Genomic DNA, 13,716 nt, shown 5'->3' with positions numbered 1-13,716 from the left:
TTCGCGCCGCCGCGCTCCCTGTGGACGCGGCGGCGTTTTATATTGATTCTATTGGTTCAATACATTGGCAACTGACGGGAGGACTGCGATGAAAAACCTCACCAGGTATTTGCAACGAGCGCGTCGGGGAGCACAGATGACCCTGTGCTGGGTGGTCGTTGCGGTCACGGCGCTTTGCGGGATGCCGACGGCCGGTTTTGCCCTTCAGGATGAATCGCGCGACGAGCTTTATGGCGACGTGGTCAACCCGCTCACCATTACGGTCAACGATCGCGACTGCACGTTTGTTGATATCGATGACGGCAAACTCGAGGGCCGTACCTCGATGTACGACAACGTCTCGTTCTACACGGCCGCCGTCAAAAAGGTGCTGCCCAACTGGGCATCGCTTGCCTATAACATCCTTGGCTATGGTGGAGGCGACGACTCCGGGGACTTTTTGTACTGGGACCACGCCGGCAAGGGCTTTGAGAAGGACTTCGGTAAGGGTCACTACATCTATCTGTATGATGCGCTTTCGGGCGGCAACGGTGAGCATTCCGACGGCGCCGACAAATCGAAACAGAGTGGTCTGACATCGGCAAAAAGCCTCAAAGCTGTCTACGATCGCTTGACCGACGATATCGCCGGCTGTATCGGTCACAAGCTGAAGGGCTCCGATTTCCGTGAAAACGTGCCGCTCGACGGACTGTCGAAAGACACGACTGAGCAGGACGTCATCTATGCCACCATTGCTTGTGTCGACAAGCTCGGCGGCACCTATCAGTATGATTTCAATGGCTTTGGCATCGCGTTCTATAACTTTAGAGTTCAGCAGCTCAACAGCATGAACAAGCTTAACTGCGCGCCCGAGGACGCGCCGGGCTATTCCTTTGTCGATTCTAAGACTGAGCAGGAGCTCGTTACCTCGGCTCTTAACGTCGGCTATGAGGACGCCTCGCAGAGCATCACGCTCGCCCGCGGTACCGAGGAGACGGTCGGCACGAGCACTTCTGAATCCACATCGTATTCCAAAGGCGGCTCGTGGGGCGCATCGGTGAGCCTCAAGGAGTCGCTGGGCGTGCCCGCAACAGCGAGCGAGGAGATCGAGACCTCGTTTTCGGCCGAAGCCACGATGTCCCAGTTGTGGGAGGCGAGCAAGACCGAGGAACAGTCGATCACCACAACGGTCAATCAGTCGGTCACCGTCGATATGACGATCCCTGCGCACACGCAGGTCAATAGCAAGCAGACGAGTTCTACCACGACGCTGTCCGAGGACTATGACCAGCCGGTGGGCGTGACGTTCGACGTGATTATCTTTAACATGAACGGCGAGTGCTACGACGACAACGCCGCCGTGCAGGAGTTCCATACCGCCGGTTATGACCAGCGCTCGTTCTACACCACCTTTGGCGATCAGTCGACCGACGCCGTGCAGAACCTGTTCCTGCGCTCAATCGCCCATCGTGGCGACGACGGCTACGATACCACCGCCGGAAACGTTACGAGCTGGTCGTATCGCACCAACAACCACATGGTGCGCGCCATCGATTGGAATTCTGTCCTGGCCGATCGCGAGGTGCCATCGCGCAACGGCGGCGCCCCGCGCACGTGCAATGTGCTCAACGACATGGCAGCCACCTACCCCATGTCCATTACGGGTTCCAATCTGTCGTTCGAGTCGGTGACGGTCGATACGCAGTTGGGCACGCCGCAGCCCATTAAGCCCATTTCCAAGATTCTCGTATCGCTGCAGACCGATAAGACCCGAAGGCTTACGGTGGGAGACGAAGACCCCATCTCTTCCTATCGCGTGCGTGCAAGGGACGAGGACGATGTTGACTATTACGGCTTTGTGAAGTCGTCGGGCGACTGGCGCGTGGTCGATAAAAACGGCAAGAAATGCAAGTCCGACGTCATCGAGATCCAGACCGACCCTGTCACCCACGAGCAAGTCGTGGTGGGTAAAAAGGCCGGCACCGCCTACGTAAAGTACTTTATCCCCGAGGACACCTATGTGGACGTGAACGGGCATGTTTCGACCAATGACGAGATCGACGCCGCGGCCTACAAATATAAGGTAAGCGACGTGGCGCCCGAGTCGTTTAACGGCAGCATCAAACTCGAGGGCTCGGCACAGACCGTCGTCGGAGTCGAGGAGAATCTCAACGGCATCGACGGCCTAACGGCTACGGTCTATGACACGACGGGCAAGGAAGTCGATAGGGTCTGCAGCTGGGAGGCCCAGGAGCTCGAGAGCAAGGGCATTTCGGTTGCGACGGACGGCACGATGACCATCTCGCAACCGGGCACCTTCCATGTTCGCGCCTTTATTGACGGCGTGTATTCCGATTGGGCCGAGGTCATCGCCGCACCCGCACCGGTCGACCCGATGACGACCGTGGTCGAGACACCGGTGAGCGTTACGTCCGTTTCTTCGGGGGATTCTTCGGCAACGACGGATAGCGCGGCTCCTGCCCAGGGAGAGCAGGCGGCTTCCGATGCGAACGCGGCCGACTCTGCTCCGGCGAGCGACGATGCCACTGCAGTGACTGACGACACCGCGCCCGCTGCCGCAAAAGATGCCTCGCCGATTCCTACGGGCCTCGTTACCGTTTTGACCGATATCTGCCGCTACGGTATCGATCACGGCCTCATCGGCACATCTAACAAGGAAGAGATGACCAAGCAGGACTTCGACATCTTAGGCATCCTGTACCTGATGGCAGACAGCCAGGACCTGGTGCCCCAAGACGCCGAGGATGCGATGAACGAATGGGCTCATGACAACTATAATGACGAAGAGCTTGCCACCTGGAAGCAGCATGCGCTTTCGGTGCTGCTCGAATACGGTTATATCGCGCCCGGAACGACCGTGACGACGCCGACGACTGATGCTGCGGACGGCGCATAAGTGCAGAAAGAGTGCGTATTTTTGTCTTTTTGCTTACGGGCAAAATAGTTCTTGCAGCCAAGGTCGTGGCGTGTATACTCGAATACGTTTGTTCAACTACGTGCCGGCCAAGGTGGTACGGCACCTCTAGAAGAGTAAGGAATTGCACATGGATTACATCCGCGCAATCGAGCGTCAGCAGATCCGCGAGGACATCCCGCAGGTCCGCGTCGCCGACAACGTCAAGGTTCACTACCGCATTAAGGAAGGCGACCGCGAGCGCATCCAGGTTTTCCAGGGTGACGTCATCCGCATGGCCGGCGCCGGTGCCCGTGAGACCTTCACCGTCCGCAAGATTTCCTTCGGTGTCGGTGTTGAGCGTACCTTCCCGCTTCACAGCCCCAAGATCGCCAAGCTCGAGGTCGTCCGTCATGGTCGCGTCCGTCGCGCCAAGCTGTACTACCTCCGCGACAAGGTGGGCAAGGCTGCTCGCATCCCCGAGAAGCGCTAAGAAGATCGCAGCGTCTGTCCACTCGTTTGGACACAAGGGCCACCTTCGGGTGGCCCTTCTTTTTATCTGATTTCCATGCAAGGAGGGCCTGGTATGGCCAATATGACGAGCTCGATTTCGGCATCGCAGGTTGCCGGCGAGCTGGCGAGTGCCACGTTCGAGGAGATTCCCGCCCTCGTGGAGCACTATCGCGAGGATCCGCGCCAGCAGGTGATCAAGGCTTGCGAACGCGCACTTAAGCGCCATGCCAAGGAATTTTCCGAGCGCGAGCGCGTCAACGGCATGTACGAGCTGATGCATGAGCTCGGCGGCGATGGCGTGGTCGTTGGTGTTGACGAGGTGGGGCGCGGCTCTGTCGCCGGCCCGTTGACGGTCTGCGCTGTCTGCCTTCCCATGGAGCCGCGCGTTTGGGGCATTAACGATTCCAAAAAGCTCACGCCTGCCCGTCGTGAGCTGCTCTCGGTGCAGATTGCCGAGGTGGCTACGGCCATTGGTTTTTGCCATATCGCGCCTGCGGACATCGATGAGATGGGCATGGCCCGCGCCATCCGCGCTGCCGTCGCGGGCGCCGTGGCGGATACGGGGCTCGAGCCCGATTGCGTGCTTATGGACGGTAACCCCTTGGGCGCCGTTCCCAATGAGCGCGATGTGGTCAAGGGAGATGCCAAAATCGCCTGCATCGCCGCTGCTTCCATTATGGCCAAGGTCACGCGTGACGAGATGATGGTCGAGTACGATGCCGAGTATCCCGAATATCATCTTGCTGAGTCAAAGGGCTATGCGAGCCCCGAGCACATTGAGGCTATTCGTAAACATGGCCTTTCTCCGTTGCATCGTGTGAGCTTCTGCGGAAATTTTTTGCAGACGGAGCGTCTTTTTTAAGGCAAATATGGAGACAGGGACTTCTGGGATTTTATAAACCAGCTGGTGGGGACCGCATGCAACGCAATTGTTGCATGCGGTCCCTTTTTTGTTTGTTTTTGGTTGGACTTTGGTTTTCTTTTGGTACTTACCCGCAAGAAAGGCGGCCCCATGATCGGGTCAATATCGTGCGCGGGAAAGGAGACCCCATGTGCGCCGCAAGTGCAAAGAGCAAGACGCAACAGCTCAAAGAGCTTTGGGAGAGCGGGGAGATTGATTGCGCGTCGATTACGCCTGGGTTCATTAAGGGCCTCAGTCCTCGAGAACTGGGCATGCTGGGCGAGCTTATTGCAATCGATTACTTTCGCGAGCGCGGTTATGCCCTCTTGGAACAGGGCTACCGGTGTCCCGAGGGCGAGGCCGATCTGGTACTGCTTGATGAACTTGATGATGTCGTGGTGATGGCTGAGATCAAGACAAGGCGCGTCGCCCTAGATTGCAACACGCGGGTCTTTCCCGAGGAGGCGGTGGACGCCCAGAAGCAGCGTCGCTACCGCCGTATCGCGAGTTGTTACCTTATGGATCACTATCCCCTTAAGGCGATTCGCTTCGACGCGGTGGGCGTTACTATCCGCGGCGGTCATATTGCGGAGATTGAGCATCAATACAACGCATTCGATTGGCAGGTATCGTGATGGCGTTTGACACCTTTGCCGTCCACGCTGCATGTATTCGTGGCGTTGAGGCGATTCCCGTCACGGTCGAGGTCTCGCTTGCCGGCGGTATTCCGGGTATCCAAATGCTTGGCATTCCAAGTATGGAGGTGATGGAGTCGCGTGGCCGCATACGCTGCGCAATGCGCTCGGCGGGATTTGAGATTCCACGGGCGGGCATTACCGTCAACTTGGCTCCGGGCGACATCCGTAAAACGGGCAGTGGTTTTGACCTGCCGATTGCCATCGCGGTACTGGCGGCCGATGGGCAGATTCCCCGCGACCATCTAGACCATTGCCTTATTGCCGGTGAGCTCGGGCTGGATGGTAGCGTGCTGCCCGTAAAAGGCGAGGTTGCGTTTCAGTTGTTGGCGCGTGATATGGGCCTGTCCTTTATTGCGGGAAGGTCGGATCAACATGTGCCGCTTGCCGGTGTGGACTGTGGCTTTATCGACCATCTGTCTCAGCTCGCCCGCGGTATGGGCGAGGCGGCTCGGCATTATCTGGATTCCGAGGGTGTCGAGGCGTCGTTTGAGCCAGAACTTGATTATGCCGATGTGCTGGGGCAGGAGGTTGCCAAGCGCGGCATTGCGCTCGCGGCGGCGGGGGAGCTCGGCCTGCTTATGATTGGCTCGCCTGGTTCGGGCAAGACCATGCTCGCACGCCGCATGACGGGTATCTTGCCCGAGCTTTCTCTCGAGGATCAGCAAGAGGCGCTGTGCATCCATTCGGTCTTGGGCGAGAACATCGATGGTTTGCTGGCGGGACACCGGCCGTTCCGTAGCCCCCACCACAGCATTTCGACTGCGGGCCTTATTGGCGGCGGACGGCCGGTGCACCCGGGCGAGATTAGCCTAGCGCACGGCGGCGTGCTCTTTTTAGACGAGCTTGCCGAGTTTCCCAACAGCGTGCTGCAGACACTCCGTCAGCCCATAGAGCGCGGCTACGTCAAGATCGTACGCGTCGATGGGGCTTTCACGTTTCCCTCGAGGTTCCAGCTGCTTGCCGCGAGCAATCCCTGTCCCTGCGGCTTTTTGGGCGATCGCGAGGTACCGTGCCGCTGCTCGGCTTCGATGGTTGAGCGCTATCGGTCTAAGCTACGTGGTCCCTTGGCCGATCGTATTGACCTTATGATTGACGTGACCCGACCCGACCCGCAGGTAATTATCGAGGGCGCCGAGGGTATGTCGTCAGCTGAACTGCGTGACTATGTTGTGCGGGGTCGGGCATTTCGCGCCTGGCGCGAGTCCCGTATGGACGATGCAGATGCCGAGGCCGAGGACGATGAGTCACGTTCCATCGACGGCGTCGTTTCGACCTTTGCGCTCGATGGGGCGGCGGAAAAGTGCGTGCTCGGCCTGTCGAGGCGCACGCATCTTACCGGTCGCGGCATCGTGCGCTTGGTGCGTATCGCGCGCACGATTGCCGATGTTGCCGAAAGTGAGCGGGTAACCCAAGACCACGTGCTCGAGGCGGCGATGTACCAGGGGAGGAGGGACCAGTAATGCCCGAGGAGACTTTTGAGCTGCATCCCGGTGATGCGTTGTATCCAGCTACCGTTTTGGAGCTCTCCGATGTACCCCAGACGCTTTATGTGCGTGGCGACCCCGCCGCACTGTCGACGCCCTCGCTCTCCATCATCGGCGCTCGCAAGGCCTCGCCGTACGGCCTTGCCGTGGCAGAGCTGGCCGCGAAAGTTGCGGTCGAGGCGGGGGTGACGGTGGTCTCGGGCGGTGCGGTCGGCTGCGACCAGGCCTCGGGTTGGGCCGCGGTCAACGCTGGTGGCAGGCACGTCGTGGTGTTGGGTACGGGCGCCGACGTGGTTTACCCGCGCTCGAGTGCAGGGCTCATCGCGCGCACGATCGATACGGGCGGCGCGGTCGTGTCCATCTCGCCTTGGGGTATGGGGCCACGCAAGTTTGCCTTTCCGCGGCGTAACCGGGTGATTGCCGCGCTTTCGCAGGCGCTGTTCGTGTCGGAGGCCGGCATGCCCTCGGGCACGTTCTCGACAGCAGAGGCCGCCATGGACCTGGGGCGCGAACTGCTCGCGGTACCGGGCTCCATTTTGTCACCAGAGTCGCGTGGGACCAACTACCTCATCGCCAACGGGGCCTGCTGCATTGTTGACGAGGAGTCTATTGAGATGGCTATCTCGCGAATATACGGCACCCTGCGTTATTCGCGTCCCGATGCGCCCGGTATCGCCGATCTGGACCCCACGCAGCAGGCCGTGATGCACGCGCTCATCGCCTCGCCGCTCAAGGTCGATGACATTGCCGCGCTCGTCTCCCTCGATGCCGTCGGCGTGCTCAAACTCCTGGGTTCACTCGAGCTCGAGGGACTCATCGAGCGCATGATGGATGGAAGGTATGCGCCCTCAAAGTTTGCGCTTCACGCTCAGACGCCCTTCGGTCACAATGGAAAGCGTGTCAATTAGAAAGGTGTTTGCAGATGCTGTTTGATCAAGTGACGGTTATCGGTGGCGGTCTGGCGGGATCGGAATGCGCGATTCAGCTGGCAGATCGCGGGTTTGCCGTAAAGCTGTGCGAGATGCGGCCGCTGGTGACCTCTCCTGCCCACCATACCGATCACTTGGCGGAGCTCGTCTGCTCCAATTCGTTTAAGTCGACCCGACCCGATTCCGCCGCCGGCCTGTTGAAGGCCGAACTCGAGCGTATGGGTTCGGTGCTGCTCGACTGCGCTCATCGCGCTGCCGTTCCCGCTGGTGGCGCCTTGGCGGTCGACCGTGTTAAATTCTCCGAGCTCGTCGAGGCCGAGGTTGACGCCCGCTCCAATATCGAGGTCGTTCACGGCGAGGTCACCCAGATTCCCGAGGGCCATGTGGTTATCGCCGCGGGTCCCTTGTGCTCGCCGGCGTTGAGCGGGGAGGTCATGAAGCTCGTCGGTGGTGATTCCCTGGCGTTTTTTGACGCCGCGGCCCCGATTGTCGATGCCTCGACGCTCGATATGGATGTGCTGTTTTCGCAGTCGCGCTACGAGGAGCAGGGGAGTGGCGACTATCTCAATGCCCCGCTCAACAAGGAGGAGTACGAGGCCTTTATCGAGGCGCTTACCACGGCCGATCGCGTGGTGCTCAAGGACTTTGAGGGCGGGGACCTCTTCCAGGCCTGTCAGCCAGCCGAGGAGGTTGCGCGTACGGGCAAGGATGCCATCCGCTTTGGCGCTATGAAGCCCGTCGGGCTCACCGACCCGCGCACCGGTCGCCGTCCCTGGGCGGCGATTCAGCTGCGCGCCGAGAACAAGGAGAAGACCGCCTATAACCTGGTGGGTTTCCAGACCAACCTGACCTTCGGCGAGCAGAAGCGCGTTTTTCATATGGTTCCCGGTCTGGAGAATGCCGAGTTTTTCCGCTATGGCGTCATGCATCGCAATACCTTTGTCGATGCTCCCCATGTGCTCGATGGGACCTTCGCCGTGCCCGGCACGGGCGTGCGCCTTGCCGGCCAGATTACCGGTACGGAGGGTTACATGGAAGCGGTCGCGACGGGTCTCCTCGCTGCGCTCAATACCTATGCCGAGGCTATCGAGGTTGCTCCTGTCGAGCTGCCGCGCGTGGGCGCCCTTGGCGCGCTCGTGGGCTATGCGACCGATCCTGCTACGGTCGGATATCAGCCCATGCATGTTAATTTTGGCCTGGTGCCTCCCCTCGAGGACGGTAAACGCCGCAGCAAACGTGATCGCTATCAGGCCTATGCGGATCGCGCCCTTAAGGCCCTGGATTCCTATCTGGAATCGCGCTCCGACCTGTTTGGGGGCGACCGGCCATAGCCTTTGACCTGTACGATACCGTCGACTCGTTCATAGCCTATATTGCACGCGTCGAGGGGCTTTCTTCTAACACTGTTATCGCTTACGGCTCTCGTCTGGAGCGTTTTGCCGCTTGGTGCGAGCGTGGGGATATCGATGCACGCACGGCGGACGTACGTACCGTTCGCATGTATCTGGCGGAGCTGTCGCGCGAGCAGGTGGCGCCCAGGACGATTGCGGCGCACCTGTCTGCCATTCGTTCGTTCTATCGATGGATGGCTGCCGAGGGTCTTATCGATGGAGACGCTGTCTCTGCGATTGCCTCGCCCAAGCTTCCACGCTATTTGCCCGGGGTGCTGACCACCCAGCAGGTTAAGGCACTGCTTGCATCGCCAGACGTTTCAACGCCTGCGGGACTGCGCGATGCGGCGATGCTCGAATTGCTCTATGCATCTGGGGCTCGCATCTCTGAGCTTGCGGCACTCAATGTTGAGTCCATTGCTTGGTCCGAGCGAACGCTGCGGCTTTGGGGTAAGGGGAGCAAAGAGCGTATCGTGCCCCTGTATCGGCGTGCTCTCGATGCGACCCGCCGCTATATTGAGGAAGGAAGACCGGAGCTTCTTGCTCACGCAAAGCGTGGCGACGGTACGAACGGTGTGCATCCGCTGTTTATCTCGGCACGCGGCAACCGTATGAGCGCCGCCATGCTTAGGCGACGGTTTCATATGTTGGCGACGCTTGCGGGCATTCCTTCCGATATCGCCCCGCATGCGATGCGCCATACTTTTGCGACCGATTTGCTCGAGGGCGGAGCGGACTTGCGCTCTGTCCAGGAGTTGCTGGGGCATGCAAGCCTGTCCACCACGCAGATTTATACGCATCTCACGCCCGATCGGCTCAAACGCGCCGTTACCCAAGCTCTTCCGCGCGGCGAATAAGGCAGGAGAGGGGTTCTATCCAATCGATCGCGCGTCCGTGTGTGTGGTTTTGATTTCGGGTTGGCAGAAAGATGTAATCCTGCTATCATTCATCGGGTTGCTTCACGGCAACAGGTTTTTATCACGCACGCGCGGCTACTTCATACCGTGGTGCCCGGGCTTTGGTAGCACATGTCCGGGTTGGTTTTGGAGGATGACCCCGCGCGGAGGCAAACCACAGGAGGTTTAACATGGCTACCAAGATTAATATCCGCACCCTGCTCGAGGCCGGCTGCCACTTCGGTCACCAGACCCGTCGCTGGAACCCCAAGATGAAGCCGTTCATCTTCGGTGAGCGCAACGGCATCTACATCCTCGACCTCAAGCAGACCATTCTTGACGCCGACCAGGCTTACACCTTCGTCAAGAACGTTGCCAAGGGTGGCAACGTGCTGTTCGTCGGCACCAAGAAGCAGGCTCAGGAGGCCGTCAAGAACGCCGCTGAGCGCGCCAACATGCCTTACATCAACCAGCGTTGGCTCGGCGGCATGCTGACCAACTTCGTCACCATCCGCTCCCGCATCAACCGCATGGAGGAGCTCGAGGCCATGGTCGAGGACGGCCGCATGGCAGTGCTGCCCAAGAAGGAGCAGGCTGTTCTGGGTAAGGAGCTCGCTAAGCTCCAGACCAACCTCGGTGGCGCCCGCGACATGAAGGGTCTGCCCCAGGCTCTCTTCGTCATCGATACTAAGCGCGAGGAGAACGCCATCAAGGAGGCCCAGCGCCTGAACATCCCCGTCGTCGCTCTGATCGATACCAACTCCGATCCCGACGAGGTCGAGTACGGCATCCCCTGCAACGATGACGCCATCTCCGCTGTCACCCTTATGTGCGAGCTCATGGCCGACGCTTGCCTCGCTGGCTCCGGCAAGGAGCAGGTCTCCGAGGCCGAGATGGCCGCTGAGCCCAAGGCCGAGTAAATCAGTCCTAATTAAGTCTTTTTCATCTCTTTGAAAGGAACCACAATGGCCCAGATTACCGCCGCTATGGTCAAGCAGCTCCGCGAGATGACCGACTCCCCGATGATGGAGTGCAAGAAGGCTCTCGTCGAGGCTGACGGTGACATGGACGCCGCTGTTGACGTTCTGCGTAAGAACGGCCTCGCTAAGGCTGCCAAGAAGGCTGGCCGCGAGACCAACGAGGGCGCTGTCGCCGCGTTCGTCTCCGAGGATGGCAAGACCGGCGCTCTGCTCGAGCTCTCCTGCGAGACCGACTTCGTCGGCTCCAACGCCAAGTTCACCGGCTTTGCTTCCAAGGTCGCCGAGGTTGTCGCCACCACCGAGCCGGCCGATGTCGACGCTCTGCTCGAGAAGCCGATGGGCGAGGAGACCGTTTCCTCCGAGCTCACCGAGATGATTCACATCATGGGCGAGAACATGAAGATCTCCCGCTTCGCCGCCCGCAAGGCCGAGAACGGCGCTCTTGCTTCTTACATCCACATGGGTGGTAAGATCGGCGTCCTCGTCGAGTTTGCTTTCGAGAAGGCTGAGACCGCTCAGGCTGAGTCCTTCAAGACCTTTGCCCACGACGTTGCCCTTCAGGTTGCCGCTGTCGCTCCGATCTGCGCTACCCGCGATCAGGTTCCGGCCGAGACCGTCGAGCATGAGAAGCAGATTTACATGGCTCAGGCTGCCGAGTCCGGCAAGCCCGAGGCCATCCAGGAGAAGATGGCTGTTGGCCGCCTGGAGAAGTTCTACAAGCAGTCCGTGCTCACCGAGCAGGAGTTCATCAAGGACAGCTCCCTCACCATCAAGAAGTACGCTGAGCAGGTCTCCAAGGAGCTCGGCGATACCATTACCGTCGTTGCCTTCGACCGTCTGGTCCGTGGCGAGTAAATAAGCTCTTGTAGCTGGTAATGAGCAGGCTGTGGGTTTTACTCACAGCCTGCTTTTTCATGGCTCTAAGCAGAGCCTTTGATATCATATTGAGAGTCTAATTAAAGGAGGATCGCTTTGTCCGACATCCGATATAAACGTGTGCTTCTGAAGCTTTCCGGCGAAGCACTGATGGGCGATGGCCACTATGGCATCGACCCCAAGATTACCGACCATCTTGCCAAGCAGGTCAAGGAGCTGCTCGCCGTTGGCCATGAGGTCGGCATCGTTGTCGGCGGCGGCAATATTTTTCGCGGCATGGCTGGAGCTGCCGGCGGTATGGAGCGTGCTCAGGCCGATTACATGGGCATGCTTGCAACCGTTATGAACGCGCTCGCCCTGCAGGATGCCTTCGAGCATAACGATGTTCCTTGCCGCGTTATGAGTGCCATCCAGATGAACGAGATTTGCGAGCCCTATATTCGTCGTCGCGCCATCAATCACCTCTCCAAGGGCAATGTCGTTATCTTCGCGGCCGGCTCGGGCAATCCGTACTTTACGACTGACACCGCCGCGGCCCTTCGCGCCTGCGAGATCGGTGCGGAGATTCTGATTAAGGCCACCAAGGTCGACGGTATCTACGACAAGGATCCCGTCAAGTGCGCCGATGCCGTCCGCTTTGACAAGATCACCTATCACGAGGTGCTCGTCCGCGGCCTGCAGGTTATGGATTCCACGGCTACGGCCCTGTGCCAGGATAACCGTATGCCCATTTTGGTCCTCAACATAGATGGCGAGGACAACGTCAAGCGCGCGCTTTCGGGTGAGCCCGTCGGCACGCTCGTCTATCAGGAGGATTAAGCATGGCAGAGAACATCACCGCCCACATGGACAAGTCGCTCGAGTCCCTCAAGCATAACTTCTCCAAGGTCCGTACCGGCCGAGCCAACGCTAACATTCTGTCCGACATCACCGTCGATTATTACGGTGTTCCCACGCCGGTCACGCAGGTTGCCGCCGTAAAGACCCCCGAGGCCCACATGCTGCTCATCGAGCCGTGGGATAAGGCGCTTATCAACGCCATCGTCAAGGCCATCGGCGCTTCCGATTTGGGTATTACCCCCAACTCCGATGGCACCGTTGTTCGCCTTCCGTTCCCGGCTCCCACCGAGGAGCGCCGTCGCGAGCTCGTCAAGGAGTGCCGCGAGTACGCCGAGCAGGCCAAGGTGTCTATCCGTAACATTCGTCGCGACTTTAACAACAAGCTCGAACGCGATGAGGAGCTCACCGAGGACGATGTCCGTCGCGAACAGGCCAAGGTGCAGAAGCATACCGACGAGTATGTCGCCAAGGTCGAGGAGCTTCTGAAGGAAAAAGAAGCCGAGGTCATGGAGATCTAAGGTGCAATACGACGAGAACAAACTGGTCGAGTACTTTGCCGACGCCCCTGCGGGCGTCGGTTTTTCCGACCTTGACCTCAATAACATTCCGCGCCATATCTCGTGCATCATGGACGGTAACGGTCGCTGGGCTACGGCACGAGGTCTTGCCCGTACCGAGGGCCACAAGGCGGGTATCGTCTCCCTTCGTGAGATCATTACCGCCTGCGTGCGTCTGGGCGTCGACGTGCTTTCCGCCTATGCGTTTTCAACCGAAAACTGGAACCGCCCGCAGCATGAGGTTAACGTCTTGATGCATCTGTTTGCCAAGACGTTTATCGATGAGCTGCCGCTTCTGAAGCGCGAAAACGTGCGTGTTGTCTTTTTGGGTGATATTTCCGCGCTGCCCAAGAAGACCCGCGACGTTTTTGAATGCGGTCTTGCCGAGTGCGCCGATCACACCGGTATGACGCTGGCGCTTGCCGTCAACTACGGCGCCCGTGCCGAGATTACCCGTGCCGCCCGTCAGCTTGCGCTCGATGCTGCCGCCGGCAAGATCGACCCTGCTGCTATCGACGATGATATGGTTGCTTCGCACCTGTACACCGCCGGTCTTCCCGATCCCGAGCTGGTCATTCGCACCTCTGGTGAGCTTCGCCTTTCGAACTATCTGCTGTGGCAGGTGGCTTATTCCGAGTTCTATGTCACCGATACCTATTGGCCTGACTTTGATCGTTGGGGCCTTGTCGACGCCATTTTGGCCTATCAGGGCCGTGACCGTAGGTTTGGTGGACTGAGCAAGACCGAGGAGGCTTAAT

At 59.3% G+C, this 13,716-nt stretch carries 13 protein-coding genes; all 13 read left to right on the top strand.

Translation table 11 applies throughout. The annotated features are described in order from the left end of the window. Positions 1-136 precede the first annotated feature (136 nt). Positions 137-2,896: a hypothetical protein gene (locus ACTNB2_RS05570; RefSeq protein ID WP_441041589.1), complete on the top strand. Its 2,760-nt coding sequence runs from the start codon at positions 137-139 to the stop codon at positions 2,894-2,896. 148 nt (positions 2,897-3,044) lie between these two features. Continuing rightward, a complete protein-coding gene (gene rplS, locus ACTNB2_RS05565) occupies positions 3,045-3,386 on the top strand; it encodes a 50S ribosomal protein L19 (RefSeq protein WP_117583231.1) in 342 nt (113 codons plus the stop codon). A gap of 93 nt (positions 3,387-3,479) precedes the next feature. Beyond that, positions 3,480-4,268 (top strand): ribonuclease HII, encoded by a 789-nt coding sequence (locus ACTNB2_RS05560; RefSeq protein WP_441041587.1) that lies wholly within the window; start codon positions 3,480-3,482, stop codon positions 4,266-4,268. A 188-nt stretch (positions 4,269-4,456) separates the two neighbouring features. Next, a complete protein-coding gene (locus ACTNB2_RS05555; RefSeq protein WP_154516246.1) occupies positions 4,457-4,942 on the top strand; it encodes a YraN family protein in 486 nt (161 codons plus the stop codon). After that, the gene (locus ACTNB2_RS05550; protein WP_154516248.1) at positions 4,942-6,465 is read left to right on the top strand and encodes a YifB family Mg chelatase-like AAA ATPase; all 1,524 of its coding nucleotides are present in this window, start codon (positions 4,942-4,944) and stop codon (positions 6,463-6,465) included. The genes ACTNB2_RS05555 and ACTNB2_RS05550 overlap by 1 nt, the downstream gene beginning before the upstream one ends. Beyond that, complete coding sequence (locus tag ACTNB2_RS05545; protein WP_441041584.1) at positions 6,465-7,397, top strand: DNA-processing protein DprA; 933 nt, start codon at positions 6,465-6,467, stop codon at positions 7,395-7,397. Before ACTNB2_RS05550 ends, ACTNB2_RS05545 begins: the two co-directional genes overlap by 1 nt. 14 nt (positions 7,398-7,411) lie before the next feature. Beyond that, on the top strand, positions 7,412-8,749 hold the full coding sequence (trmFO, locus tag ACTNB2_RS05540) for a methylenetetrahydrofolate--tRNA-(uracil(54)-C(5))-methyltransferase (FADH(2)-oxidizing) TrmFO (RefSeq protein ID WP_441041583.1): 1,338 nt from the start codon (positions 7,412-7,414) through the stop codon (positions 8,747-8,749). Further along, on the top strand, positions 8,713-9,666 hold the full coding sequence (locus ACTNB2_RS05535) for a tyrosine recombinase (RefSeq protein ID WP_441041640.1): 954 nt from the start codon (positions 8,713-8,715) through the stop codon (positions 9,664-9,666). The genes trmFO and ACTNB2_RS05535 overlap by 37 nt, the downstream gene beginning before the upstream one ends. Before the next feature lie 230 nt (positions 9,667-9,896). Next, positions 9,897-10,625 carry a 30S ribosomal protein S2 gene (gene rpsB, locus ACTNB2_RS05530; protein WP_055285135.1) on the top strand — a complete coding sequence of 243 codons (729 nt, stop codon included), beginning with the start codon at positions 9,897-9,899 and terminating at the stop codon, positions 10,623-10,625. A 45-nt stretch (positions 10,626-10,670) separates the two neighbouring features. Then, positions 10,671-11,540: a translation elongation factor Ts gene (tsf, locus tag ACTNB2_RS05525; RefSeq protein WP_022094736.1), complete on the top strand. Its 870-nt coding sequence runs from the start codon at positions 10,671-10,673 to the stop codon at positions 11,538-11,540. Between the two features lie 117 nt (positions 11,541-11,657). After that, positions 11,658-12,380: a UMP kinase gene (gene pyrH, locus ACTNB2_RS05520; protein WP_154516255.1), complete on the top strand. Its 723-nt coding sequence runs from the start codon at positions 11,658-11,660 to the stop codon at positions 12,378-12,380. A gap of 2 nt (positions 12,381-12,382) precedes the next feature. After that, positions 12,383-12,919 (top strand): ribosome recycling factor, encoded by a 537-nt coding sequence (gene frr, locus ACTNB2_RS05515; protein WP_006236112.1) that lies wholly within the window; start codon positions 12,383-12,385, stop codon positions 12,917-12,919. 1 nt (position 12,920) lies between these two features. Beyond that, on the top strand, positions 12,921-13,715 hold the full coding sequence (locus tag ACTNB2_RS05510; RefSeq protein WP_441041581.1) for an isoprenyl transferase: 795 nt from the start codon (positions 12,921-12,923) through the stop codon (positions 13,713-13,715). Position 13,716: the final 1 nt, after the last annotated feature.

Source organism: Collinsella sp. HCP28S3_G2 (assembly GCF_052065125.1).
Lineage (GTDB): Bacteria > Actinomycetota > Coriobacteriia > Coriobacteriales > Coriobacteriaceae > Collinsella.
This window is presented reverse-complemented; position numbering and strand designations above follow the sequence as displayed.

What these genes read in the sequence shown, in the direction of transcription:
- rplS (WP_117583231.1), top strand. Translation starts at nt 3,045, where the DNA reads ATGGATTACATCCGCGCAATCGAGCGTCAGCAGATCCGCGAGGACATC.
- ACTNB2_RS05550 (WP_154516248.1), top strand. Translation starts at nt 4,942, where the DNA reads ATGGCGTTTGACACCTTTGCCGTCCACGCTGCATGTATTCGTGGCGTT.
- rpsB (WP_055285135.1), top strand. Translation starts at nt 9,897, where the DNA reads ATGGCTACCAAGATTAATATCCGCACCCTGCTCGAGGCCGGCTGCCAC.
- ACTNB2_RS05545 (WP_441041584.1), top strand. Translation starts at nt 6,465, where the DNA reads ATGCCCGAGGAGACTTTTGAGCTGCATCCCGGTGATGCGTTGTATCCA.
- trmFO (WP_441041583.1), top strand. Translation starts at nt 7,412, where the DNA reads ATGCTGTTTGATCAAGTGACGGTTATCGGTGGCGGTCTGGCGGGATCG.
- ACTNB2_RS05560 (WP_441041587.1), top strand. Translation starts at nt 3,480, where the DNA reads ATGGCCAATATGACGAGCTCGATTTCGGCATCGCAGGTTGCCGGCGAG.
- ACTNB2_RS05555 (WP_154516246.1), top strand. Translation starts at nt 4,457, where the DNA reads ATGTGCGCCGCAAGTGCAAAGAGCAAGACGCAACAGCTCAAAGAGCTT.
- tsf (WP_022094736.1), top strand. Translation starts at nt 10,671, where the DNA reads ATGGCCCAGATTACCGCCGCTATGGTCAAGCAGCTCCGCGAGATGACC.
- ACTNB2_RS05570 (WP_441041589.1), top strand. Translation starts at nt 137, where the DNA reads ATGACCCTGTGCTGGGTGGTCGTTGCGGTCACGGCGCTTTGCGGGATG.
- frr (WP_006236112.1), top strand. Translation starts at nt 12,383, where the DNA reads ATGGCAGAGAACATCACCGCCCACATGGACAAGTCGCTCGAGTCCCTC.